The organism is Hymenobacter sp. YC55 (genome assembly GCF_029433095.1).
Taxonomy (GTDB): domain Bacteria; phylum Bacteroidota; class Bacteroidia; order Cytophagales; family Hymenobacteraceae; genus Hymenobacter.
This window is the reverse complement of sequence record NZ_JARNTX010000001.1, coordinates 2,688,605-2,715,182: the sequence shown is the minus strand read 5'-3', so window position 1 is coordinate 2,715,182 and position 26,578 is coordinate 2,688,605. Positions and strand designations below refer to the sequence as shown.

The following is a 26,578-nucleotide window of genomic DNA, read 5'->3' as shown; positions in this document are numbered from 1 at the left end:
TTTCGGAGCCTCCAATAGGTAAAACTGGAAGCCTCTGCGTACACATACTAAGCACTAACAACTTCCGCGGCCAACTGCTTTAAATCTAATCCATCAAACGTGCCCGACGACATCATGAGCAGGTTAGCGTCGTGCCAATTCTGCGTGTGCAGGTAGTGCGCGAGCTGCTTGCTGTCGGTGAAAACGCGCAAATCGGGGCGGTTGAAGGCCTGAGCGACTTGCTCGGGCGCCAGCGGCGGCAGGCGCTTATGTTCCAGCACGTGCGGGTTGAAGTACACCACGGCCACGTCGGGCGCATCGAAGGTGTGGGCGTATTGGGGCAGGAAAGCCGGGTTCAAACTGCTGAACGTGTGCAACTCCAAGCAGGCCACGAGGCGGCGCTTCGGAAACTGCTTTTTGAAAGCCGTAGCCGTGGCCTTCAGCTTGCTTGGTGCGTGGGCAAAGTCTTTGTACACAACCGAGTCGTCGCCTTCAGCTACCAGCTCCAGTCGGCGGGCCGCCCCTTTAAACGTGGCCAAGGCCTCGTAAAAGGGCTTGCCCTTAATACCCAACTGCTTGCAGACTTCTTTGGCAGCCGAAATATTACGCAGGTTATGTTCGCCGAATACCTGCACGGGTACCTTCTCGTCTTTCTTGTTGAGCAAGAACGTTTTTCCGTCCTTGATGACGTGCTCGTGGGGGCCGTAGCCGATGTACTCCACGTCGGGGTTGCTGGGCACCGTCACCAGCTGTACCTGCTCGTCGTCTTGGTCGTAGATGAGCGTGCCGGCTTTGGGCGTCATCTCGGCGAAAATCTTGAACTGTTCCCGATAAATTTCCTCGGTTGGAAACACATTGATATGGTCCCAGCTGATGCCAGATATCACACCAATGTGGTGCTGGTAGAGGTGAAACTTAGGCCGACGGTCAATCGGGGACGATAAATATTCGTCGCCCTCGATGATGATGATGGGCGCATCCTCGGTGAGCTGCACCATCAAATCGAAGCCTTCTAGCTGAGCCCCCACCGCATAGTCGAACTTGCGGCCGTGGTAGCGCAGTACGTGCAGAATCAGGGACGTGATGCTGGTTTTGCCGTGCGAGCCGCCAATCACCACTCGCTGCTTGTCTTTGGAAGCTTCGTAGATAAACTCGGGAAACGAGTACACCCGCAGCCCTAGCTCCTGGGCCCGCAGCAGCTCCGGGTTGTCGGCCCGGGCATGCATCCCGACAATCACGGCGTCCAGATCAGCGGTTATTTTCTCGGGAAACCAGCCTTCGGCGGCAGGTAGCAGCCCGGCGGCTTGCAAACGGCTTTTGGCGGGCTCGAATATTTCGTCGTCGGAACCCGTAACGTGGGCGCCGCGCCGGTGCAAGGCCAAAGCCAGATTGTGCATGATGCTGCCCCCAACGGCAGTCAGGTGAAGGCGTTGAAGGGAAGAGGTGGGCGTAGCGGCCATTCAGGTTAGTGGGTAAGCGGGCGGCAAAGGTAAGAAGCAGCCAGGAGCTAGAAGATAGAAGCTAGGAAACACAACTTATTTTCACGGTTTACTTATGCCTTCTAGCTTGAGTCTGCTAGCTTCCGGTGCTTCCCCTCATCATACACAAAAGAAACCATTTGTACCACTTCCGGATTGTAAGGCCCAGCCGTTAGCTTTGTGCCCCTTTGACAAAATATCGGGCCGAGAAAACGGTTGAATAGAAGGAAAGCCTAACTAGCTCCAGCTGAAAACTCCCCGAACCTGCTTACATTGTATTGCTTACCTCAGTGATGAACGACCGGATGGATGACCGCTTGAAATTATCAGCCTCGCGTGCTAAGGCCGCCTGGAACAGCCGTGCGGCGGTGGTTCCGGCGGGCGGGCCGTCGGGCAAGCTGCCGCCACAGGCCCTGGAGTTAGAAGCCGCCGTACTGGGCGCGCTCATGCTCGAAAAGGATGCCCTGACCACCGTAATCGACATTCTTAAAGAGCAGAGTTTCTACAAAGATGGGCACCAGCGCATCTTCAAGGCCATTCTCAATCTGTTCGATAAGTCGGAGCCCATTGATATTCTGACTGTCACGCAGGAGCTGCGCGAGATGGGTGAGCTAGAGGCAGCCGGCGGGGCGCACTACGTAGCCAACCTCACGTTCAAGGTCAACTCGGCGGCCAACGTGGAGTACCACGCCCGGATCATCACCGAAAACGCTATTAAGCGCGAGCTGATCAACATAGCCAGCACCATCCAGCGCGACGCTTTCGAAGATACCACCGACGTATTCAACCTGCTCGACAGCACCGAGCAGGCGCTGTTTGAAGTGTCGGAATCGAATATTCGGAAGAACTTCGACGACATGCGCAGCCTGATGGGCAAGGCCATCAAAGAGCTGGAAGAAAAGAAAAACCAGAAGGATGGCCTCACCGGTGTGCCATCCGGCTTCTCGGCCCTAGACCGGGTGACCAGCGGCTGGCAACCCTCTGACCTTGTGATTATTGCCGCCCGCCCTGGTATGGGTAAAACCGCCTTTGTAGTGTCGGCGATGCGCAACGCGGCGGTGGAGTTTAAGAAGCCGGTGGCCATTTTCTCGTTGGAAATGTCATCGCTGCAACTCGTGAATCGTCTGATTTCGGCGGAAGCTGAACTGGATTCCGAGAAAATCAAAAAGGGCAACCTCGCCGACTACGAGTGGGCCCAGCTCAACCACAAAATTTCGGCATTATCGTCGGCGCCCATCTACATTGATGATACGCCCGGCCTGAGCATTCGGGAGCTGCGCACCAAGTGCCGCCGCCTGAAAGCGCACCACGATATTTCGATGATCATCATCGATTACTTGCAGCTGATGACGGGCAACACCGACGGCAAGGGCATGGGCAACCGTGAACAGGAAATTGCGAGTATCTCGCGGGCACTCAAGGGCATTGCCAAAGAGTTGAACGTGCCGGTTCTGGCGCTGTCGCAGCTTTCGCGCTCCGTAGAAACCCGCGGCGGCGACAAGAAGCCTCAACTAAGTGACCTTCGCGAATCGGGTTCTATCGAGCAGGATGCCGACATGGTAGTGTTCTTGTACCGTCCGGAGTACTACAAGATTACCGAGGACGAAATGGGTAACCCTACCCAAGGTACCGGCGAAGTTATTATTGCCAAGCACCGGAACGGCTCCCTGGAAACGGTGCAGCTTAAGTTCATCGGCAAGTTCACCAAGTTCGCCGACCTCGACGGTGCCGGTGGCTTTGGCGACGCGGGCAGCTACAACACGGGGGCCTTCCCCAGCAGCACGTTCGATGATGACGCCTCGGCCTTTGCCCCGAACACCATCCGGCTGGGCTCGCGCATCAACAACGACGGTCCGCCGCCCGCGCAGCCTTTCCCCCGCAGCAACTTCGACGATGGTCCGCCACCGTTTTAAAGTAAAGTCAAAAGAAAAGCACCAACCGGATCCGGTTGGTGCTTTTCTTTTAAGCTGATAAATCAGACTGGCTTAGATGCCGGTATCGTAATCAGAGTCGGCATTGCTGGAGTAGGAGCCTGAGCTGCCTTGCGAACCTGCGCCACGGTAGGTGGAAGAGGATTGATTGGAAGAACCAGCGCCGTAGTTGGAAGCGCTAGAATCGGGGGAGTAAGTACCGCCTGAGCGGGATACGTTTTCGCGGTCGAAGCTGCTGGCGTCTGCGCTGGGACCCATGTCCATGCGGCGGCTGGTATCGGGGCGCGAGCCTGCCGAGTAGTACTGTCCACTGCTGGAATAGCCGGTGCCAGAGTAGTAGTTCTGCTCTGGGCGCTGGTACGAGCGGTTCGTACTAGGCGACGACTTGTAGCGTCCCGACTCTTTCTTGGACGATTTGCCCGAGCGCATAGCCAAGTAACCGATGCCAACCAATGCGGCGGCGCCTGCTACTTTTTGCGTGGTGCTCATTTTGCCTATCTGTTGGCCGGCTTGGTCCCAGCTCTTACCTACTTGGGCCCAAGAGTTAGTGAAAAAGTCACGCACACCTTGGGGAAGCTGATCGACTACTTTTTGTGGGTTGGCATATTCCGTCCAGCTCGTGCTGTCAGTGGACCGTTGACCGGTGCCATTTGAGGTTTTGGAGGCAGCGGAGCCGCTGGTTTCGGCGCTGGTAGAAGCGGTTGGTTGAGTGTTCTGGTTCTGGTCGGTGGATTGCGTAGGTTCCATGGATTGGCTTTCAAATTAAGAGTACACGATAGAAGCAGCCTGCTTGACTGCCGCATAGCTATCCGCAAGGAAGGGCCGGTAGGTTGCAGAGGAGTTTGTAGTTTTTAGAATTTGGCCATGATTTTATTGGTGATAATCAAGCTCTAACGTGTTGCCTGTGGGGTTGACGGCGTTTTTTGTAAGATTACGGGCATGAAAAACTTGCTGCGCGCTGACCTTGTCTTTCGCCTCAACGGCCGCTTGTGGGTGGAAACCAACGACGACCGGTTTATGGGCATCGGTCGGCTGGAACTCCTAACGCAGATTGACGCACTCGGCTCTATCTCGAAAGCGGCGCAAGCTATGGGCATGTCATACAAGCGCGCCTGGGACCTGATTAGCTCCCTGAATGCGCAAGCAGCCAGCCCCTTGGTGCTCACCCAAACCGGCGGCAAGCGTGGCGGTGGCGCCGAAGTAACCGCCGAAGGCCGCCAGCTGATGCAAGAGTTTCAGGCACTCCAAGAGCGGTTTCAGGAGTTTATACGAGCAGAACAAGCCCGGCTGTTGTAAGAACTAAGCCTTGCGTTTTCAACTCTGCCTCTGCATGCACAGCGTTATTAGCTGGCTGTGGTGCCTTCTGCTGATTCTGTGAAGGCGCAAAAAAGCCTCCCTTTGCTTGCTGGAAGCAACTGCTAACAATTTGCGTTGGCATGCGTTATGTTTAGAGAAATATAACGACCTGCATGAGGAACTTTACTTACCTAGGAGCGGGCCTGCCGCTGTTGCTGCTTTCGCTATGCATGACGCCGAAGTCGGTGTCGGCTCAGCAGCCAACCCGGCTCCCGGCGCCGGCCGATACGGCTCGTCAGAACGTCTCGCTCGGGGAAGTGGTGGTGGCGGCTTCCAAGGTGGAGGAAAGCTTTTTGCAGTCGCCGGTGACGGTGGAGAAGCTAAACGCGAGGGCCTTGCGCCTCACACCGGCCCCCTCATTTTTCGATGCTATCGAGCACCTGAAGGGCGTGCAGGTGATTACGCCAAGCTTGAGCTTCAAAGTGATAAATGCCCGCGGCTTCACCAATACCACCAACGTACGGTTTGCGCAGCTCGTGGATGGCATCGACAACCAAGCGCCGCACATCGGCGGGCCAATTGGAAATGTGTTGGGGCCGAGTGATTTAGATATCAACACGGTAGAGATTGTGCCGGGTACGGCCGCGGCGCTCTACGGGCTAAATGCCATCAATGGACTAGCCAATTTTAGTACCAAGAATCCGTTTCGGAGTGATGGGCTGAGTGTGCAGCAGAAGACGGGCGTTAACCACGTAAACAACCCTAACAGCGGCGCCAAGCTGTTTTCTGAGACGAGCATTCGCTATGCCAAAGTGCTGACGCCCAAGCTAGCCTTCAAAGTGAACGGCACCTATCTGCGGGGATATGACTGGATAGCCAACGACCAAACCGAGCTCAACCCCAACGGCAACGCCACCACTGCGCTTTTTGGGCCCGAGAACCCTGCCCAAGACCCCGTAAATAGCTACGGCAACGAGTCCTCGAACCGCAGCACCCTGACCTTGGGCGGCAAAAGCTACTCGGTGGCCCGCACCGGCTACAACGAAAAGGACGTGGTGGACTATCACCTGCAAACCATCAAGTACGATGCTGCGCTGCACTACAAGCTTGGCACCTCTACCGAGCTGGCGTACACCTACCGGGGCACCATACTCGACAACGTGTATCAACGCTCCAACCGCTTCCGGCTAGAGGATTACCACCTGCAACAGCACGCCGTGCAGCTAACCAACCCGGTGGTGCAGGCCCGGGCGTATCTTACTACCGAAAACACTGGCAAGAGCTATAATCTGCGCTCGGCGGCCGAAAACCTAGACCGCAGCTACAAGCCGGATGCCGTCTGGAACCAAGACTACACCACGGCCTGGAACGCCGCTACTGCGGCCGGCCAAACCGTAGCGCAAGCCCACGCCGCCGCTCGGATTGCCGCCGATGCGGGCCGCTTGCAACCTGGTACGCCCGAGTTCAAACAACGGTTGAGCGAGTTGGCAGCCATCAACAACTGGGACCAAGGCGCCGCCCTGCGCGTGCAGGCTGATTTGGTGCACGCTGAAGGCCAGGTGAACCTAGCCGAAGCTCTGCGCCGGAGTGGCAACCAGTGGCCCGCTGCCCTCGACCTGCTAGTAGGCGCCGACCACCGCACCTACATCATCAAGCCCGACGGCAACTACTTCATCAACCCCGAAAAGAACAAAGACCCCCTCAACGACAACCTGACGTACAGCAAAACCGGCGGCTTCGTGCAGGCCGGCGCCCGGTTGCTCGACGAGCGAATCCGGCTCACAGCCACGCTCCGCGCCGACAAGAACGACTATTTCAGCACCCGCTTCAATCCGCGCTTCACGGGGGTATACTCGCCTACCCGGCAGCACAACTTCCGCGTGAGCTACCAGAGCGGCTACCGGTTCCCGAGCTTGTTTGAGGGCTTCTCGAACGTGAACAGTGGGCAAGTAAAGCGCATTGGCGGGCTGCGTGTGATGTCGGATGGGGTGTTTGAAAACAGCTACCTGCGCAGTTCTATCGATGCTTTCAACACGGCCGTGACGGCCGCCGTCAACGCTAATACTAGTGCTGCCAGTGCGGCCGAGAAACGACGCCTGGCCATCGAGCAGAACAAGAATCGTTTGGTTAGGACGCCCTATACGTATCTGAAGCCCGAATACATCAAGTCGTTGGAGCTAGGCTACAAGGCAGCGCTGCTGCCGGGTGGGCAATTGTTGCTCGACCTGGATTTCTACTATAATTCCTACCGCGACTTTATTGCGCAGGTGGAGGCCTACGTGCCCAAAACCAACAACCCCGACTCGGCTGCTATTTACCTCAGCAACCGCGCCACCCAAAACCGTTACCGGCTCTGGACCAATGCCCAAAGCCAGGTCTACAACTACGGCGGCTCCCTCGGATTACGCTACGAGCTACCCGGCAACTACTTGGCTGGCGGCAGCGTCACCTACACCCGCCTCGACCGCACCGAATCCGGCGACGGTTTGGAGGATGGCTTCAACACGCCCCGTTGGGCCTACAACTTAAGTTTGGGCAACGAAAACGCCTACAAGAACTTCGGCTTCGGGGTCAACTACCGCTGGCAGGCCCGCTACTACTCGCAAACCTTCTTAGTCAACGGCTACGTGCCCGCCTATCACACCCTCGATGCCCAAGTGAGCTACACCGCAGCCGCGCCCAATCTACGCTTCAAGCTCGGCGCCAGCAACTTACTTAACGAGTACTACGTGTCGTACCTCGGCGGCCCAAGTGTAGGAGGGCTCTACTACCTAGCCGTGACGTATGGCCTGTAATGCCATGCATGGGGGGGATACAAACCAGGTGAGTTCAATAAGTGCTTATAATCCGCAGAAAAGGTCCTTCCTGTTAAGTAAGTAGAAGTATCTGATTTGCCGAAGTTGCCAAACTATATCGGTCATGCTGAGCGCAGTCGAAGCATCTCGCGTGCTGACGTTGTGAGGCTAACTGATTATACCACACTAGCGAGATGCTTCGGCTGCGCTCAGCATGACCGATATAGTTTGGCAAAGTCAGTACGCAGGGTGCTTCGACAAGATCAGCATGACGGCCTGGTAGTGTTGGCAATGGCGGCATAGGTTAAGACAGATAAAGCCGAGCTGCTAGAGCAACTCGGCTTTATCTGTTGTATTTAGTGACTTACTTTACCACCAGCATACGGGCGTTGATGATGCCTTCCTGGAGATACACACGAACGATGTACACACCTGCTGCAAGCTTCGAGGTAGCAAGCTCTAGTTGATTAGCGCCGGCCACGGTTGACTGTGTTTCTTGCAAGGCTACCTGGCCCTGGCTATTCAAGACCTCTAGACGTGCTGCTTGCTTCGTGGCGGCTGTAAAAGATAAGGTGGCTTTTTCGGAGACGGGGTTAGGGTACAGGTTCCATTTAGTGGCTAACGCCTTCGTGCTAGATTTGGCTTTTAATGCCGTCGAAGCTGTAGTTCCGGCTGCTGACGTGCTTTCGATGAGCAGGGCCGCTAGCTTTGCGTTGTCGAGGTCGGTGCGGAATTGCAGGTCAAGCTCCCCGTCGGTTACGGTTACGGTCCGGACGATGTCGAGGGAGGTGAGGCTGCCGGCTTGAGCAGCTATATCCAGGTCGTTTATTACTACTTGGTTTTCGGCTAGTACATCAAACTGGCGCTGCTGAGGGGCTTGCCAGAATATCTCGGCGAGTTTGAACGTAACGCGGTAGGTGCCATTAGGCACGGGCACGTTGTAACTGAAATTGCCGTACCGCTCCGTCTGATACAGTAAATCGTCGGGGGTATTGGCAATGGAATTGCTGGTGCTGAACGTGCTGCCGCCGCTGAAGTATTGGTCGCTCTGATAAGAAATGTTGTCGGCGTCGGTGTAGGCGTTGCCGCCCGCATTAAGCGCAAGCACTACGCCACTCTGGCCCGTGATGGTAAGCGTGAGCGTAGTAGTAGCGGTAGTATAGCCCGGCGCGCTGGCTTGTACGGTGGCGGTGTACGTACCGGGCGTCAGGCCCGCCGCATTGATTTGCAGCCCTACTTCCTGCCCAAGAGTGCCGGCTGTGCCCGTACGGTTAGGCAAGCTCAACCAAGTTGGGGCATTAGGCAGCGAAAGGGTATAGGAGGCAGTGCCGGAATAAGTCCATAGCACGTTTTCGAGCGTTGTGCTGCCGCCCGACGGGAGCGAAACCGCGAGTTGCGGCACCGAAAAGCCGAGTACGTTGCTGGCCACCCGGGTGATGGTGCTGACTTGGGTGGTCTTCTCGGGTACGGCAAAATTGTCGCGGGCACCTTGGGCTACCACTAAGCGGTTGCCAATGGCTTGTGCAAAGGGGGCAACTAGGGTAGCGGGCAGGGTGCAAAACTGGCGCCAGTTATTGACAGCAGGGCTGTAGCTCAGGATGTCGGCGTAGTCGGTGGTGTTGGTGCTGCCCCCTACAATCAGGATTTGGCCATCGAGGGTGAAGGTGCCGGGCTCGAAGTGCGACCTAGGGCCGGGCAGGTCAGGTAGCCGGGTCCAGGCGTTGGTAGCCGGGTCGTACACATGAACCAAGGAGTTGATGTCGCGGCCTTGGTCGTGGCCATACTGCCCCCCAATGGCGTACACCTTGCCCCCTAAAGAGGCCCCGGCCAAGTGGTTGCGGGGGCTGGGCAGCGGCGTGGCCGACTGCCAACCAGCGGCCAGATTATCGACATCCAGCACATAATGGTCGCCGGCATCGGTGTGGCGGTCGGGGAGTACGCCCCCGAACGCATGAATCTTGCGGCCAACCAGCGCCGCCGCATTGGAGCCACGCGGAGCCGGTAGAGGAGGGCCGAAGTTCCAGGTATTGGTTCGGGTATCGTAAACCTGCACGGCGGCCGTTACGGGGCCGGGGTGCACTTCGCCCTGAAAACCACCAATCAGCCAGACCTGCTCGTCGACCACCGCAACGCCCATATGGGTAACGGGGTAGGGGGCCGGGGCTAAGTTGGTCCACTGGTTGGTCGTAACGTCGTAGCGCTGCGTGAGGTTGGTACCCTGTAGGTTACCGTAGTAGCCCCCAAACGTGTAGAGCTGACCATTCACGACGGCACTCTGGCCTTCCTTGCGCTCCAAGGCGGAGGGAGCAGCAGTTACCCACTGGCAGCCGGTGGGGGAAGGGTCGGTACTGCGTAGTACTTCAATGGCGGCCACGCTAGGCTGGTCCACGCTGGCCGCAAAATCCAGGGTTAGCGCGTTGTCCGTTACGGTGGTTTGATACTCCTTGACAACGGCCGTCATCGAGCCAGCGTCAGCTATGATGTCGTAGTTGACAAGAACGGGACGGCCTTCCAGATTCACGCTGAACACGCGCCGGCCTGCTCCACCCGGCCCGCCCCCGGTTGCCCCGAAGTAGATTTCAGCAAAGTGCAAACGCACTGTGTACGTGCCCGCCGACACCGGAATGTTGTAGCTGAAAGGCACTAGGTTAGCCGAGGCGCTGTGCTCGGTGCGGTATAACTCGTCGTCGTTGGTTTGCAGCACATCGGCAATGGCCGAATTGCTAAACGATTTGCCGCCCGTGAAATACGCATCGGCCGCGAAAAGCTTGCCATTGGTTTGCACGGCTGCGCCGCCACAGTTGATGCGAATGGTGTCACCACTTGCGGCCACGCGGGCGGGCGTCTGCCGGGCTTGAAGGCTAGGGAGTTCTGGAGAGGGGTTGGCCAGCAGACTAGGCCCGGCGAACAGGCATGCTCCCAAAAGCAATGTTCTCGCCCTGCGAGGCAGTTGCGCAAGTATATTTTCTTTCATAGCAAGAAGGTGGAAGGTGGCTAAGTTGAGAAATAGAAGCGTATAGGAGTTCCGTTTGGGCGTCGTACTAGCAATAATTGAATACCAGCACAACTAGGATTTTTAGCGGTCATTTCACCAACGCCCGCACTTTTTCAATGGCAAGAAGAGAATATGCAGAATGAGTGATACTATATACCTCATCCGTCAAGTTATGTTCGCCTGTACTAGCTTTATTCTTGCTGCTGTGCACATTAATAAAGCATTAACCGCCTGTGCTTTGAATGGGAAAAAGAACTGGCAGTCGGTGGTAACTGGCTCGTAGTTTTCTACGAAAGGAAAAGCCTAGAGCAAGCGCTAGGAATACAAGCAGCCCGACTGTGCAATGGCGACGAAACCTGAAGGTTTAACGGGGGGCTGCTGCTGCTAACTCGTATTCTTACTCGAAATGCGTAATAGCCCGTGGGCAGCCCACGGGAAGTTTGCAACCGGACAAAGCAAATACCAGGGAAATAGTAACGCAAGGCGAAGTGGGGGCGTATGGATACGGAGCAGGTCGGAGTCAACTGCTACAAGGCTTCTGCTGCCAATCCACCTCTGCACTCAGTTTCTATGAATTCAAACCCAACTACCCTGTCCGCCGGCTTCGGCGCGCTGCCCAAGCCGCCGGCTACTGGGCATGTTACCCTTATTATCAATGGCGTGCGCCGCGAAATGCAGTTGGCTCCCTGGACGTCGCTGCTCGATGCCCTACGCGAGTACGCCGACCTGACCGGCACCAAGAAAGGCTGCGACCATGGGCAGTGCGGCTCCTGTACGGTGCTCGTCAACGGCAAGCGCATCAATAGCTGCCTCACACTGGCCGTCATGCAGGACGGCAACGAAGTAACGACCATCGAAGGACTAGGCCAGGAAGGCAATCTGCACCCCTTGCAGCAAGCCTTCATCGACCACGACGCCTTCCAGTGCGGCTACTGCACGCCCGGCCAAATTTGCTCGGCCCAAGGGCTGATCAACGAAGGGCGCGCCCACACCGAAGATGAAATCCGGGAGCTGATGAGCGGCAACCTCTGCCGCTGTGGCGCCTACGTAGGCATCTTGGCTGCGGTGAAAGAAGTGGTAGACAAGCAGAATGGGAAGTTGTGAAAAGTGAAGTTATGAAAGTGCCCTAGGGCTGCTTCGCATAACACGGATTCACAAACTCATACTATCTCAACTTCACTCTCTCACCCATGAACAGCTTCACCTATACCAGCGCAACAACCGTGGACACGGCCGTGCGCGACAAGTCCACCAACTCGAAATCGGCGTTTGTGGCGGGCGGCACTAATATTCTGGATTTGATGAAGGAAAACGTGGAAAAGCCCACGCACCTCATCGGCCTCAACAAGCTGCCCCTTACGACCATCGAAGACAACGCGGAAGGTGGCCTGCGACTCGGCGCTTTAGCCACCAACGCCGATACCGCCTGGCATCCCGAAGTGGAAAAGCGCTATCCGTTGCTTAGCCAGACCATACTAGCCGGTGCCACGGCGCAGCTGCGCAACATGGCCACCAACGGCGGCAACTTGCTTCAGCGCACGCGCTGCTACTATTTCTACGACACCTCCACGCCCTGCAACAAGCGAGAGCCCGGCTCCGGGTGCTCGGCCTTGCAGGGCTACAACCGCATCCACGCTATTTTGGGCACCAGTCCGCAGTGCATTGCCACGCACCCCTCCGATATGGCCGTAGCACTGGCCGCCCTGGAAGCCACAGTGCGCGTGAGCGGCCCGCACGGCGAGCGGACCATCGTTTTCGACGACTTCCACCGCCTGCCCGGCGACCAGCCGGAGCGCGACAACACGCTCGAAACCGGCGAGCTGATTACGGCGCTGGACTTGCCGGCTAAAGGCTTCGAGAAAAACTTCACCTATCTCAAACTCCGCGACCGAACCAGCTACGCCTTTGCCGTGGTATCGGTGGCAGTAGGGTTGGAGCTGGAAGGCACCACTATCAAAGAAGCCCGCATTGCCCTCGGTGGGGTGGCCCACAAGCCCTGGCGCGATATGGCGGTAGAGGAAACACTCCGTGGCCAGTCGGCTACCGAAGACAACTTCCGCCAAGCCGCTACGGCCATCATGCACAACGCCCAAGGCTACGGCTACAACAACTTTAAGATCGAGCTCGGCAAGCGCGCCATTGTGCGGGCCCTCAAGCAGGCCACCGAAATGAACCAGCCCCTCGATGCCAACGCATATCTAAACTCGAATCCATGAGCCAGCTTATAACTACCCCGCCCACCGTGGAAGCGGGCACCACCGGAACCAGCTACATCGGCAAGCCCACCAACCGCGTCGATGGGCCCGCTAAGGTGACGGGCGCCGCCAAGTATTCGGCCGAGTTCAACGTGCCCGGTTTGTTGTATGGCTACGTGGTCAACAGCACTATCACTAAAGGCCGCATCACCAAAATTCACTCCGAGCCGGTGCTGGCGCTGCCGGGCGTGGTGCAGATCTTCTCGCACGAAAACGTGCCTTCGCTGGCTTGGTTCGACCGTAACTACAAAGACGATGTAGCGCCCGGCGGCTCGCCGTTCCGGCCCCTGCACGACGAGAAAATCATGTTCAACATGCAGCCCGTGGCGGTGGTCATAGCCGAAACGTTCGAGCTGGCCCGCTACGGTGCGTCGCTGTTGCAGATTGATTACGAGGAAGAAAAGTTTGAAACCAACATCGAACTCAAGCGCGACGAAGGGTTCGAGCCGGGCCGCGGCAAAACCGGCTGGATGCCGCCGCCAGCACCCCGCGGCAACCCCAACGACGCGCTGAAAAAAGCCACCCACCGCATCGAGGGGGAGTATATGCACGGCACGCAGCATCACAACCCCATGGAGATGTTCGGCACCACCGTGGAATATCATCCCGATGGCAAGATCACGGCCTACGACAAAACGCAGGGCGTGTACAACGTGCAGCAGTACATCACCAAAATCTTCGGGCTTAGCAAAGACGAAGCTCGGGTGATTAACCTCTACATGGGTGGTGGTTTCGGCTCCGGACTGCGGCCCCAATACACGGTGTTCTTGGCGGTGCTGGCCGCGCTGGAACTGAAACGCTCGGTGCGCGTGACCCTCACACGCCAGCAGATGTTTTCGTTTGGCCACCGGCCCCACACGCTGCAATACGTGAGAATGGGCACCAACCCCGACGGCACGCTGGCAGCCTTGCAACACCACGCCCTCCATGAAACCTCGCAGTTCGAGGACTACACCGAAAACGTGGTGAACTGGTCGGGCATGCTCTACCAGTGCGACAACGTAAAGTTGGGCTACCAGATAGCCAAGCTCGACGTGTTTACGCCCCAAGACATGCGCGCGCCCGGTGCCGCCACCGGCTCTTTCGCCCTCGAAGTAGCCATGGACGAAATGGCCTACGAGGCTGGCCTCGACCCCTTGGACTTCCGCATCCGCAACTACGCCGAGCGCGACCAAAACCTAAAGCGGCCCTTCTCCAGCAAGAAACTGCGCGAGTGCTACCACCAAGGCGCCGCCCGGTTCGGTTGGGATCGGCGTACTCAGGAGCCACGCTCCATGCGCGAAGGCAACATGCTGATCGGTTGGGGTATGGCCGGGGGCGTGTGGGATGCTTCCATGCAAAAAGTCAAAGCCAAAGCCACGCTTACTGCCGATGGCAAGCTGACCGTAGCCAGCGCCACCGGTGACATTGGCACTGGCACCTACACCATCATGACCCAGATTGCGGCCGAAACGCTCGGCTTGCCCCTAGAGGCAGTAACCTTCCAGCTCGGAGATACCGATTTGCCGGAGTCGCCGGTAGAAGGCGGTTCTTGGACGGCGGCCTCGGTGGGTACGGCGGTGCAAAAGGTATGCGTCAACATTGGGGAGAAGCTGCTCAAGCTGGCCCAAAAGATGGAAGGCCACCCACTAAAAGGGGCCGACATCGACGACGTAGAGTTTGCCAACGGCCAGATACGGTTGCGCGAAAACCCGGAAGAAGCCGTAGTCATCCGCGACGTGCTGCAAGCCAGCGGCGAGGAGAAGCTTGAGGCCACCAGTAATTCCGGACCCGACATGATCAAGCAGCTACCGTATTCTTTGCACTCCCACAACGCCGTGTTCGTGGAAGTGAAGGTAGACGAAGACTTGGGCACCGTGCACGTGACGAGGGTAGTGAATGCTGTGGCTGCCGGCCGTATTCTCAACACCAAAACAGCTCGTAGCCAAGTGCTTGGGTCGGTAGTGTGGGGCATCAGCATGGCCATGATGGAAGAAACCGTCATGGACCACCACTTCGGCCGCTATATGAACCACAACTATGCCGAGTACCACATCCCCGTCAACGCCGACATCCACGACATCGACGTGATTTTCGTGGAAGAGGAAGACGACAAGGTGAATCCGCTTGGCGTGAAAGGCATCGGTGAAGTTGGCTTACTCGGCGTAGCCGCCGCCATCACCAACGCCGTGTACCACGCCACCGGCAAACGCATCCGCGAACTGCCTATTTACATGGATAAGCTGTTGTAACAGCAAATTCGCTAGTATATGAAAAAGCCCCGGAGCCAGTTGGTTCCGGGGCTTTTTATTAAAATATGTTATTAGATCTACAGCCTATTTCTTCTCCACCAGCGAAAATTCAATCCTCACTAAGTCGGTAGCGGCGTTCGGACGCATGATGGGTTGCGGATTTATATTAACCCGTTCAGGGTCAAAAGGGCCTAGCAAGGCTAGATTTTTTTGGGCTTCGATAAGCTTGGCCCGGCTAAAAGTAGCGCCAGGACGCAGAGGTATAGCATCCATTAAAGACTCTGTGGAGGTTTTGCCATTACCCGTGAAGGTGATGATGTCAAGTTGTGCTGCACGGCCTTCGGCAATTTTAAACGTTAGATCTACACTGCCATTGGGCTGGTGCTGGACAACGGGTGAAACCGAAAAGAAGAGGTAGCCCTGGTCCATGTAGAGCGACGTCACATCCTTACCATCGGGTGAGAAGCTGAGGTGCTTTTCCAAGGCAAGAGAATCGAAGGCGTCGCCGGGTTTCAGGCCGAGGGCTTGGTTGAGGCGCTCGGTAGATACTACCGTGTTGCCTTCCCACGTAATGCGGCCGATAGGTGTAGAAGTAGCCGCTGCTGAGGTTTCAGGGGCAACTGCAGCGGTCGGACTGGGCGAATCAGCACAAGAGGTAGCCATCCACGCACCGGCCAAGATTGGCACAATCAGGAGGAAGCGCAGTTTTTGCGTGGGGCGGGAGGATGGCGTAGTAAGCATAGTAATTCGCTGGATTATATGTTTGGTGGAAAAGGCATGAACTAGGGAAAGCGGAGACTGCTGCGCGGCCAGCTTAATAAGTAATTGGCCGTAGTCGGAAACGCTGCCGGCCGCGCGGGCTACCGCGGCATCGGCCAGATACTCGTGCACCTCTTTTAGCTGCTGGCGCACATAATAGACCGCCGGGTTAAACCACAGCAACACTGCTATACCTTCCAGCAGCAGAATGTCGAGCGTATGGCGTTGATGTACATGTACTAGTTCGTGTTGTAGAAGCTGCTGCTGTTCCGTCGCGCTAAGGCTAGCGTGCAACGGCGACAAAAACACGCTTCGCCCGAACGAGAAGGCGGGCATTGTGGGGTTGGAAAGCTCCACTAGCCAGTAAGCGCCTTTGTTGGTGCGCGGGTGACGCCGCGCAAGCTGCCGTAGCCACCACAGATTGCGCCCAAAGTTTTGCAGCCGGTACAGCACGCCGGCCATATACACCGCTACCATTCCGCCCAGCACCCAAGCCCACACACTAAGCGACGGGGCCGATAACGCAGTTGAGGCCGTAACTGCCGCGGGGCGGGCCCAAGTTAGTTGCAGGAGCAGTGGCCCGTTGTCGACAGCCGGGGTGGCAAGCAAGTAGGCAAGGCCCGGAAACGACAGCAGCGGCAGCACCAAACTCCCACCTACGCTGCCTAGCAGATACCACCGATTCCAACTGAAGTAGGTGAGGGGAGCAAACAACAGCCGGTAAGCCAAAGCGAAAACAGCCAGGCAGAAGGACGACTCAACTAGGTACAGGAAGTAGCTACTTAGCATCGCCGTCTTGTTTGGAAGCCTGATCGGCTTGGAGTAACTTGAGCAGCAGGGATTGAACTTGCTGTTGATCAAGCTTTTCCTCTTCCACCATAAATGATACTAAGTCGGAGGGCGAGTTGTCGAAGTACTGCGTGAGCAGGCGCTTGAAGCTAGCGGCCCGATATTGCGCGCGGCTGATCAGCGGAAAGTACTCGTAGGTCTTGCCATAGGCCTTGAACCCTACATACTCCTTCCGCTCCAGGATGCGCACCACCGAGGAGATGGTGTTGTAGGGCGGTTTCGGCTCGTCGGGCAGATGCTCGATGATGTCTTTCACGAAAGCCTTTTTTAGCTTCCACAGGATTTGCATGATGCGCTCCTCCGTCTTCGTTAATTCTTCCATAGAATAAATGTATAACGTATAAATCAGTTTAACAACTTATAAATACGTTTTAAAACTTATTTGTCAGGTATAGCATGCTGTTTGGTAATTCGTATTACATGCAAATGCTTGTATATCAGTACTATATAATATAAACTTATTGTTTTGCAGGATCTTGTTTTTGCGAAGGTCTAAACAAATTATGAAATAATGTAGGTACATTTGTTGTGTAAAGCACAGGTTCAGGTGCCTATGCGGTAGCTGAAAACCTGGCCGTGTTACTTTGATGCCTTCGCCATGAACTCTCTGCAAGATCTCCATGCCACTGCCAGCAGTTTTCAGAAAACTGTGAAGATGCCTGTTCTATTTGTTGGGCACGGTTCGCCGATGAACGCGCTGGCCGATAACCCGTTCACGCAAACACTGCATCAACTAGGCCACGACATCCGCAATGTGCAGCCACCACGCGCCGTGCTGGTGGTGTCGGCGCACTGGCTCACGCGGGGCACCTTTGTAGCCGTAAATGAGCGGCCCGAAACCATTCACGACTTCGGGGGCTTCCCGCAGGAGTTGTTCGATATGCGATACCCGGCGCCCGGCGCGCCCGACGTAGCGCAGGAAGTGCTGGCGGCCCTGCCCGATGCGCACCCCACCGACGAGTGGGGCCTCGACCACGGCACCTGGACGGTCCTGCACCACTTGTTTCCGGAAGCCGATATTCCGGTCTTCCAACTCAGCATCGACTACTACAAGCCGATGACCTTTCACGCCGAACTGTCCAAGCAACTGCAGTTTCTGCGCCGCCGCGGCGTGCTGATTGTGGGCAGCGGCAACATCGTGCACAACTTGCGCCAAAGCATGCCCAAGTTCATGAACGACGATGCCACGCCGTATGCTTGGGCGCAGGAATTCGATGAGTGGGCGAAGGCGAAAATCAATCAGCGCGACTTGCTAGCGCTGGCGCACTACCAGCAAGCCGGGGCCAGTGGTTCGCTCTCCGTGCCCACTCCCGATCACTATATTCCGATGCTCTATAGCTTGGCACTCGCGGAGCCCGACGACCAAATTCGCCACGCCTACGAGGAAGTAAGCTTCGGTGGCATGAGCATGCGCACGTTTGTAGTGGGGTAGAAGGGGCAGCCTTAGATAGAAGCTGAACAGGTTTTCTAAATCCTCTGTGCAGAGTAGCAGTGTGCTAACCTCGGGAATAGGCTGATGCCGGGCTGTGCGATTGAAAATTATAAAGACAGCCCGTCATGCTGAGCGCAGCCGCAGGCGAAGTCGAAGCATCTCGCGTGCTGATGTTGCTAAAGTAACCGTCATGCTGAGCGGAGTCGAAGCATCTGGCTAGTGTGGTAAACTCTAACGCTTGCCCAACGATTCGAGCGAGATGCTTCGACAAGCTCAGCATGACAGGTACTTTGCCAACGGCAGCACGCGGGATGCTTTGCTTTAGTAAGCGGATGCCGGATAAGCACGGTGATTAGAGTAAACAAAGACGTGAAAGCAGCGTAGGATTCCGACTATTCAGATAGTCTACAGAATAGACTAGTAGTTTTGAACGGCTGGTATGTAGTTTAGGGCATCTCTCGCTGCTACATCATACCCATGGGCTTTTCTTACTTACCTCAAAGCGCCGTAACGCTGGCGCTTGGCGTTAGCTTGCTGCTGGCTACTGCCTCTCAGGCGCAACAAGTAGCCGGTAAGCCGACCACGCACCAACTGAAACCCACGCCCACAACCGTTGCGTGGGGCTTTTATGATGCCGCCGCCAAGCCCGTGCTGCGAATCAAGTCGGGTGATAAAGTGGAAGTGCAAACGCTCATTACGTCTAGCCCTACGCGGCTGGAAGGGGCGGGGCTGCCGCCGGAGCAGGTGGAACAGTCGTTGCGCGACATTCACAAAGACGTAACCAACAAAGGGCCCGGAGGCCATATTCTGACCGGTCCCATCTACGTGGAAGGTGCCGAACCTGGCGACGTACTGGAGGTGCGCATCAAGAAAGTGGACCTGGCTATTCCGTATGCCTACAACGCCTTTGGCCCCACCAGCGGCTTTCTGCCCGAGGATTTCGGCTATGCCAAAATGCGCATCATCCCGCTCGACAAGAAACGGATGATGGCCCAATTTGCACCGGGCATTGAAATTCCGCTGCGGCCCTTTTTCGGCAGCATGGGCGTGGCGCCGCCACCCGCCTCGGGCCGCGTAAACAGTGCCCCACCTGGCATCCACGCCGGCAACCTCGATAACAAAGAACTGGTGGCCGGCACCACACTCTATATACCGGTGCACGTGCCGGGCGCCCTGTTTGAAGTAGGCGACGGGCACGCTGGCCAAGGCAATGGCGAAGTGGACATCACCGCCCTGGAAACGTCGTTAACCGGCACGCTGGAATTTATTGTGCGCAAAGACATGCACCTGACTTGGCCCCGCGCCGAAACGCCCACCGATTACATCACCATGGGCACCGACGAAGATTTAACCAAAGCCACTAAAGTGGCGTTGCGCGAGATGATCGACTTTCTGATGAAAGAGAAAAACTTGAGCCACGACGATGCCTATATGCTCGCCAGCGTAGCCGCTAACATGGAAATCACGCAGTTAGTAGACGGTACCAAAGGCGTCCACAGCATGATTCCGAAAAAGATATTCACGGGTAAGCCAGCCGTGGGCATAGGCAAGAGCAAGTAAGAAGCTACTTCCTTCTCTCACATTCTATAAGCTACTGCCGCCACCAAGACCGAAAGTCCTGCTTGCGTTGGAAACACTAATTCGCGCATGAAAAGTATTTAACTCAGTTCCTGATGGTGGCGGTAGTTCGAGAAAGTAAGGCAACCGTTCATGTAAGGCATTCATCTAGATGCATAAGACTCTCTACCTTGTGCTCCTGATGCGAAACTTCTCCTTGCTCTTACTTGGCCTAGCCACTGCCACCACAGCGGCCGCTCAGCAGCCTACTGCTACCAACAGCGAGTACCGCGCTGCCGCTCGCAAAATCAACGACTTGGTGCACACCAAGCTCGATGTGCGCTTCGACTATGCCAAGCGCTACCTGTACGGCAAGGAATGGGTGACCCTCAAGCCGCACGGCTATGCTACTGACTCGCTACGGCTCGATGCCAAGGGCATGGACATCAAAGCAGTGGCACTTATGCAAGGCAACACGCCGCAGCCCCTCAAGTACGGCTACGATCAGCAGCAGTTAGCCATTAAGCTGGGGCGGGCAGTGCCGGTCGGGGAAGCCTATACTATCTATATAGAGTACACCGCCAAGCCCGACGAGCTGAAGACGAAAGGCAGTGCGGCCATTACCGAAGCCAAGGGCTTGTACTTCATCAACCCCGACAGCACCGAGAAAGGCAAGCCCGTCCAGATTTGGACCCAAGGCGAATCCGAATCCAACTCGGCCTGGTTTCCGACCATTGATAAGCCCAATCAGAAATCGACCTCGGAAATCAGCATGACCGTGCCCGCCAAGTACGTCACGCTCAGCAACGGCAAGCTGGTGGGGCAGGCGCCAGCCGGGGCGGGGCTGCGCACCGATACCTGGAAATTGGACGAGCCGCACGCGCCCTATCTGTTTATGATGGCCGTCGGCGACTTCCGCATCACCAAGGACGCTTGGCGTGGTAAGGAAGTAAGCTACTACCTGGAACCGCAGTACGCAGCCCAAACCCGGCAGATTTTCGGCAAAACGCCCCGCATGCTGGAGTATTTCTCGCAGCTGCTCGGGGTAGACTATCCGTGGAATAAGTATGCTCAAGTGGTAGTACGCGAGTACGTGGCCGGAGCCATGGAAAACACCACGGCTTCTTTATTTGGGGACCAGGCGCAGGGCACTGCCCGCGAACTGCTGGATTGGGAATACGCGGGTGTGGAGCGTGAAATAGCCCACGAGTTGTTTCACCAGTGGTTTGGCGACTACGTGACGGCCGAAAGCTGGAGCAACCTAACCATGAACGAGTCGTTTGCCAACTTCAGCGAAGTGCTGTGGGCCGAGCACGAATATGGCTCCGACGCGGCCGAAGCGCAAGGCGACCTAAGCTTACGCAAGTACTTCCGCAACCCGGCCAACTATGCCAAGCCCCTGGCGCGTTACCAGTATGCCGATAAGGAAGACATGTTTGATGCCGTATCGTATGAGAAGGGCGGCAACATTCTGAATATGCTCCGTTACCATCTAGGTCAAGAGGTATTTTTCCGGGGATTACAACGGTATTTAAAGCAGAACGCCTTCGGCACGGGCGAGCCGCACCAACTTCGACTGGCATTGGAAGAGGTATCGGGTCAGGATTTAAACTGGTTTTTCGACCAGTGGTACTACCGCGCGGGGCACCCCATTGTTGCCATCGACTACCAGTGGGATGCTACCCGCAAGCAACAGGCCGTGATTGTGCACCAAACGCAGGCGGGTACACCGTACGTGCTGCCGCTCAACGTGGATATCTATGCGGGTGGCCGTACGCAGCGGTATCCGGCCACGCTGCGCCACGCCGTGGATACGCTCTACTTCCCCGCCGCCACCAAGCCCGATTTAGTGAACGTGGACGCCGAGAAAGTCTTGGTTTGGCAGAAGAAAGACAACAAGCCTCTAGCAGAATACGCCTACCAATACCGCCACGCCCCACGTTACCTCGACCGGCGCGAAGCCCTTAGTGCCGCCAAAGCTCAGCTTACGGACCCGACCGCGCAAAAAATCCTAGTAGCTGGCCTCGCCGATAAATCTCCCGCCTTGCGCGGCATGGCCATCGAATTGCTGGACCTTAAGAATGCTGCGCTACGCAAAGCCGCCGTGCCCGCACTGGCCAAACTCGCCGCCACCGACTCGTCGGTGAAGACGCAAGCGGTGGCACTCACAGCGTTGGGCACCCTGCAAGACAAACGCTACACCAAGCTGTTCAGCAAGGCACTCGAAAGCAAGTCGTACCAAGTGCAGGGCGCGGCGCTACGGGGCTTGTTGGCACTTGATGCCCGGCAGGCTTTAGCCCGCGCTACCGCTTTCGAAGCCGACCACAAAGGACCTCTAACGGTAGCAATGGTTGATGTGTATGGCAAAGCGGGCGGGGCGGCGCAGTGGCCACTGATAGTAGCTAAGTTCGACGCGGGTAGCCCACAAAACCGCTTCGATATGCTGCCTGGCCTTGCCGAGTTAGTAGGCCGCCTCGACGACCCAACTGCACTTTCTCAGGGAATTTCGCGCATCAAAGACATGGCCGTGCGCTACAAGCAATTTGGTATTCATACTCGCCTTATAGAATTGCTACGGCAGATCGAGCAACACCAGGCCACTCGGCCTACTGCTGCCCAGGCGTCTGAACTAGTGAAGCAGGCTGTAAAGGAAATAGAATCCGCAACGTAGTATTTCAAGTTTATAATAATGCCCACGGATAGTAACTTATCGGGTTTTATAGGGCTAGTGTCCCTGCTAAATACGGGATTAACCCATTATAAACGAGTTACTTTTGAGCCTCATTTAACCGTCCAAAGCCAAGCTCGACCGAACGCCTTACGCTGAGTCCCGTACCTTCGGGCTCAGGGTTACTTCTTATGACGCAGGAACAGTTACGTCTGGCGGACGATAATACGCACAAGGAATTTTGGAAAAAGTTTGGTCCTTACCTCACCGAACGACAGTGGGGAACGGTACGCGAAGACTATAGCGCCGAGGGCAATGCTTGGGGTTTTATCAGCCACGATATGGCCCGCAGCTACGCTTACCGGTGGGGCGAAGAAGGCATAGCCGGCATTTCCGACGACCAGCAGCTCCTCTGCTTTTCAGTGGGCGTCTGGAACGGACGCGACCATATCATCAAAGAGCGGTTATTCGGCCTGAATAACTACCAGGGTAACCACGGTGAGGACGTGAAGGAGCACTACTATTACTTGGATAGTACGCCCACGCACTCCTACATGAAGATGCTTTACAAGTATCCGCAGCGGGAGTTTCCGTACGAAGAGCTGGTAGTTGAAAATGCCAACCGCACCCGCGAGGAACCCGAATTCGAGCTGCTTGACACCGGTGTTTTCGATGATGGCCGCTACTTCGACTTGTTTGTGGAATACGCCAAGGCAGGCCCCGATGATATATTGATTCAGATTACCGTTCACAACCGGGGCCCAGAAACGGCGCGCTTGCAGGTGTTGCCGCAGCTTTGGTTTCGCAACACCTGGAGCTGGGGCTACGACGATTACCGGCCACAAATGCGCGAAACGCAGCCCGGTACCGTGCAAATAGAGCATGAGGGCCTAGGCAACTACCAGCTCTACTGCGAGCAGGACCCACAATTGCTATTCTGCGAGAACGTTACCAACGGAGCTAAGCTATACGGCTTACCAGCCGAAGGCAAGCACTTCAAAGACGGCGTCAACGACTACGTGGTAGAAGGCAAAGCTGGCGCCCTCAATGCCGACCAGCAAGGCACCAAAGTAGCTGCGCAGTACAAGCTGCGCGTGGCGCCGGGCCTTACGCGGGTGGTCCGGCTGCGGCTAAGCGCCTCAAAGCATAGCGCGCCGTTTGCGGATTTCGACGAAATCTTCGCAACTCGCCGCCAAGAGGCCGACGAGTTCTACAACTGCATTCAGGAAAACGTGCCGGACCCCGACGCGCGCAATGTGCAGCGCCAAGCATTTGCCGGCATGCTGTGGAGCAAGCAGTTTTACTACTACGACGTTATGCAGTGGCTCGAAGGCGACCCAGCCATGCTTATGCCCCCGCCCGAACGGCGCAAAGGCCGCAACCGGCACTGGCTGCACCTGCACAACGCCGACATTATCTCGATGCCCGACAAGTGGGAGTATCCCTGGTACGCCGCCTGGGACCTGGCTTTCCACTGCATTCCGCTGGCCACCGTGGATACCGAGTTTGCCAAAACGCAGCTACGCCTACTCACGCGCGACTCGTACATGCACCCGAGCGGCCAACTGCCCGCCTACGAGTGGAACCTAAGCGACGTGAACCCGCCGGTCCACGCCTGGGCCACTTGGCGCGTTTTCCAGATGGACAAGAAGCTCAGAGGCGACAAGGGCGACACCTACTTCCTGGAGTCGGTGTTCCATAAGCTGGCCTTGAACTTCACGTGGTGGGTGAACCGCAAAGACCAAAGCAACCGCAATATTTTTGAAGGCGGCTTCCTCGGGCTCGACAACATTGGGGTGTTTGATAGGAGCGCCCCGCTGCCCACCGGTGGCCACATCGAGCAGTCGGATGGCACGAGCTGGATGGCCATGTTTGCCTTAAACATGATGCGCATGGCGCTGGAACTGGCCAAAACCAATCCGGTGTACCAGGAAATTGCCGGCAAGTTCTTCGAGCACTTCCTCTACATTGCCGATGCCATGACCCGCGGCGGCGACGGCGTTTTCAACCTCTGGGACGAGGAAGACGAGTTCTACTACGACGTGCTGCACACGCCCGACGAAGAGCGCACCAAGCTTAAAGTCCGCTCGATTGTGGGGTTGATTCCGCTTTTTGCGGTGGAAGTAATAGACCAGGAACTGCTGGATTCCATGCCGGAATTTACGACGCGGGCCACCTGGCTGCTCGTCAACCGTCCGCACTTGGCCAAGCTCGTAGCCCGGTGGCAGGAGCCCGGCCAGAAAACTCGCCACTTGGTTGGGTTGCTGCGCCGCCAGCGCCTCACCAAGCTGCTAACCCGCATGCTCGACGAGGCCGAGTTCTTGTCGGAATATGGTATCCGGGCAATGTCGCGCTACCACCTAGAACATCCGTACGTGTTCAGCACCGAAGAAGCCGATTTCTCGGTTTCGTACGTGCCGGGTGAGGCTGAATCCAGCATGTTTGGGGGCAATAGCAACTGGCGCGGTCCTATCTGGTTCCCTATCAACTACCTCATTATCGAGTCGTTGCAGCGGTTTCACTCCTACTATGGCGAGGCGCTGCAAGTGGAATACCCAACCGGCTCCGGCAATATGCTTAACCTCAATGACGTAGCCATAGCTCTAGCTGAACGCCTGTCCAAACTCCTGCTCAAAGGCCCTGATGGTCGTCGCCCGGCCTTCGGCGACTACGAACTGCTCCAAACCGACCCGCATTTCAAGGACTACCTGCTGTTTCACGAGTATTTCCACGGCGAAGACGGCCACGGCTTAGGAGCCAACCACCAAACCGGCTGGACGGGATTGATTGTGAGATTGTTACAAAAACGAGCCACTTCTACTGTTCCTGATACCAAACAAAACGCGGACTCATCGGCTTCTGAGGCTCTACTCGCAACCCCTTTACAATCTCAATGAGCTATCCCAACGCCGTTGTTCTGCAAGCCTCCGACAACACCGAGCTAAACGCTTACACCGCTTTCCCTACCACTGCTGGTCCGCACCCAGGCATCATTCTGTTGCAGGAAGCCTTTGGCGTGAACGGCCACATTCGCAACGTAGCCGACCGACTGGCGGCCGCGGGCTACGTAGTAATTGCCCCCGAACTGTTTCACCGCTCCGCCGCGCCCGGCCTGGAAATTTCCTACAACGACTTCCCGAGCGCCGCGCCTCACTTCCAGGCTATTAGCCCAGAAGGTCTGACGGCTGATTTGCAGGCGGCTTATAGCTGGCTGCAAGCCCAGGAAAGCGTAACCGACAAAATCGGGAGCATCGGGTTTTGCTTGGGCGGCCGGGTGTCGTTTTTGGCCAATGCCGTGCTGCCGCTGGCAGCAGCCGTTTCGTACTACGGAGGCGGCACGCAGCATCTGAAAGACCGCGCCGCTGATTTGCACGCGCCGCACCTGTTCTTCTGGGGCGGCCTCGATCAGCACATCAGCAAAGCGCACATTGCGGAGGTAATAGACGCCGTAGAAGCCGCTGGTAAACCCTATATCAATACCGTCATTTCCTACGCCGACCACGGTTTCCACTGCGACGAGCGCCCTAGCTACAACGCCGATGCCGCCGCCGAAGCCTGGGCCATGACGCTGGCCTTCTTCCAAGAAAAGCTAAGCTAGGCCCGCTGAGAATCTGCCTCGCTAAGTACTAAACAAAGCCACCCGGCGCTGTACAGCCACTTGAACTGTATCGGTGTCGGGTGGCTTTTTGACTACGGGGTTAGGCTAAGTAGCTATCGCTTACTCTATCTGGTATCTTATTATATTATCAAAGCATTACACATGCTAACGCTCTACTACTATTGTCATGCTGAGCTTGCCGAAGCATCTCGTATGTTGATGTTCCCTATACAATATGACCGTCATGCTGAGCGCAGTGCAACGAAGCCGAAGCATCTCGCGTGCTGACGCAGGAATAGTATATACCACACTAGCGAGATGCTTCGACTGCGCTCAGCATGACAATAGCACCACAACGTCAACATACGAGATGCTTCGTTTTCGCTTGCTGATAAAATTAAACGAGAAGTTAAATCAATAGTCACTTGTATATCAAGGCTTTGCTTCCTGCTTTTGCATGGGGGCGAGAATCTTGCGGTCAACGTAGAAAGTGCCGAAGGGAATAATGCAGGCGAGCAACACTTTCCAGGTGGTAGTAGAAAATCGCCAATGATACTCAACGCCTACGCGCAAGGTGTTCAGTACAAAAAGCAAGAACAGCAAGCCATGAACCGGCCCTATGGCTCGAACTAAGCTAGGGTCATTCGTGAGATACTTGAGCGGCACGGCCACTCCAATCAAGAACAGCAAGGAAAGCCCCTCCAGTAGTCCTAGCAGACGGAGGCGGCCAATTGGGGATTTCAGCATCACAATAA

At 56.4% G+C, this 26,578-nt stretch carries 17 protein-coding genes; 11 read left to right on the top strand and 6 right to left on the bottom strand.

Going from position 1 to position 26,578, the window contains the following annotated elements:
• Window positions 1–47: 47 nt before the first annotated feature.
• On the bottom strand, window positions 48–1,439 hold the full coding sequence (locus P1X16_RS11445) for a Mur ligase family protein (RefSeq protein ID WP_277228902.1): 1,392 nt from the start codon (window positions 1,437–1,439) through the stop codon (window positions 48–50).
• Between the two features lie 311 nt (window positions 1,440–1,750).
• On the opposite strand from P1X16_RS11445, the gene dnaB reads away from it, so the two are divergent.
• The gene (dnaB, locus tag P1X16_RS11440; RefSeq protein WP_277229541.1) at window positions 1,751–3,370 is read left to right on the top strand and encodes a replicative DNA helicase; all 1,620 of its coding nucleotides are present in this window, start codon (window positions 1,751–1,753) and stop codon (window positions 3,368–3,370) included.
• 72 nt (window positions 3,371–3,442) lie between these two features.
• Here dnaB and P1X16_RS11435 read toward each other — a convergent pair whose 3' ends face one another.
• A complete protein-coding gene (locus tag P1X16_RS11435; RefSeq protein WP_277228900.1) occupies window positions 3,443–4,135 on the bottom strand; it encodes a hypothetical protein in 693 nt (230 codons plus the stop codon).
• A 192-nt stretch (window positions 4,136–4,327) separates the two neighbouring features.
• Here P1X16_RS11435 and P1X16_RS11430 point away from each other — a divergent pair, with 192 nt between their 5' ends.
• Window positions 4,328–4,684, top strand: coding sequence for a LysR family transcriptional regulator (locus P1X16_RS11430; RefSeq protein ID WP_277228898.1), 357 nt, complete (start codon window positions 4,328–4,330; stop codon window positions 4,682–4,684).
• 173 nt (window positions 4,685–4,857) lie between these two features.
• Window positions 4,858–7,479, top strand: a complete 2,622-nt coding sequence (locus tag P1X16_RS11425; RefSeq protein WP_277228896.1) for a TonB-dependent receptor — start codon at window positions 4,858–4,860, stop codon at window positions 7,477–7,479.
• Between the two features lie 364 nt (window positions 7,480–7,843).
• Here P1X16_RS11425 and P1X16_RS11420 read toward each other — a convergent pair whose 3' ends face one another.
• Window positions 7,844–10,402 (bottom strand): malectin domain-containing carbohydrate-binding protein, encoded by a 2,559-nt coding sequence (locus tag P1X16_RS11420; protein WP_277228894.1) that lies wholly within the window; start codon window positions 10,400–10,402, stop codon window positions 7,844–7,846.
• A 642-nt stretch (window positions 10,403–11,044) separates the two neighbouring features.
• Between P1X16_RS11420 and P1X16_RS11415 the strand changes: the two genes are divergently transcribed.
• The 3 genes from P1X16_RS11415 (at window position 11,045) to P1X16_RS11405 (ending at window position 14,960) form a co-directional block, all read left to right on the top strand.
• Window positions 11,045–11,578 (top strand): 2Fe-2S iron-sulfur cluster-binding protein, encoded by a 534-nt coding sequence (locus P1X16_RS11415; protein WP_277228892.1) that lies wholly within the window; start codon window positions 11,045–11,047, stop codon window positions 11,576–11,578.
• Between the two features lie 86 nt (window positions 11,579–11,664).
• The gene (locus P1X16_RS11410) at window positions 11,665–12,690 is read left to right on the top strand and encodes a xanthine dehydrogenase family protein subunit M (RefSeq protein WP_277228890.1); all 1,026 of its coding nucleotides are present in this window, start codon (window positions 11,665–11,667) and stop codon (window positions 12,688–12,690) included.
• On the top strand, window positions 12,687–14,960 hold the full coding sequence (locus P1X16_RS11405) for a xanthine dehydrogenase family protein molybdopterin-binding subunit (protein ID WP_277228888.1): 2,274 nt from the start codon (window positions 12,687–12,689) through the stop codon (window positions 14,958–14,960). Before P1X16_RS11410 ends, P1X16_RS11405 begins: the two co-directional genes overlap by 4 nt.
• An 84-nt stretch (window positions 14,961–15,044) precedes the next feature.
• On the opposite strand, the gene P1X16_RS11400 is transcribed toward P1X16_RS11405, so the two are convergent.
• Together P1X16_RS11400 and P1X16_RS11395 are read right to left on the bottom strand one after the other, a co-directional pair.
• Entirely contained in the window at window positions 15,045–16,448 is a 1,404-nt protein-coding gene (locus P1X16_RS11400; protein ID WP_277228886.1) for a POTRA domain-containing protein, read from the bottom strand.
• A gap of 49 nt (window positions 16,449–16,497) precedes the next feature.
• Window positions 16,498–16,890 carry a BlaI/MecI/CopY family transcriptional regulator gene (locus tag P1X16_RS11395; RefSeq protein ID WP_277228885.1) on the bottom strand — a complete coding sequence of 131 codons (393 nt, stop codon included), beginning with the start codon at window positions 16,888–16,890 and terminating at the stop codon, window positions 16,498–16,500.
• Between the two features lie 333 nt (window positions 16,891–17,223).
• On the opposite strand from P1X16_RS11395, the gene ygiD reads away from it, so the two are divergent.
• The 5 genes from ygiD (at window position 17,224) to P1X16_RS11370 (ending at window position 25,823) form a co-directional block, all read left to right on the top strand.
• On the top strand, window positions 17,224–18,000 hold the full coding sequence (ygiD, locus tag P1X16_RS11390; protein ID WP_277228883.1) for a 4,5-DOPA dioxygenase extradiol: 777 nt from the start codon (window positions 17,224–17,226) through the stop codon (window positions 17,998–18,000).
• 477 nt (window positions 18,001–18,477) lie between these two features.
• Entirely contained in the window at window positions 18,478–19,560 is a 1,083-nt protein-coding gene (locus tag P1X16_RS11385) for an acetamidase/formamidase family protein (RefSeq protein WP_277228881.1), read from the top strand.
• A gap of 199 nt (window positions 19,561–19,759) precedes the next feature.
• On the top strand, window positions 19,760–22,228 hold the full coding sequence (locus tag P1X16_RS11380; RefSeq protein ID WP_277228879.1) for a M1 family aminopeptidase: 2,469 nt from the start codon (window positions 19,760–19,762) through the stop codon (window positions 22,226–22,228).
• 188 nt (window positions 22,229–22,416) lie between these two features.
• On the top strand, window positions 22,417–25,122 hold the full coding sequence (locus tag P1X16_RS11375) for a glucosidase (protein WP_277228878.1): 2,706 nt from the start codon (window positions 22,417–22,419) through the stop codon (window positions 25,120–25,122).
• Window positions 25,119–25,823, top strand: coding sequence for a dienelactone hydrolase family protein (locus tag P1X16_RS11370; RefSeq protein WP_277228876.1), 705 nt, complete (start codon window positions 25,119–25,121; stop codon window positions 25,821–25,823). Before P1X16_RS11375 ends, P1X16_RS11370 begins: the two co-directional genes overlap by 4 nt.
• Window positions 25,824–26,255: 432 nt before the next feature.
• Here P1X16_RS11370 and P1X16_RS11365 read toward each other — a convergent pair whose 3' ends face one another.
• The gene (locus tag P1X16_RS11365) at window positions 26,256–26,570 is read right to left on the bottom strand and encodes a DUF3817 domain-containing protein (RefSeq protein ID WP_277228874.1); all 315 of its coding nucleotides are present in this window, start codon (window positions 26,568–26,570) and stop codon (window positions 26,256–26,258) included.
• Window positions 26,571–26,578: the final 8 nt, after the last annotated feature.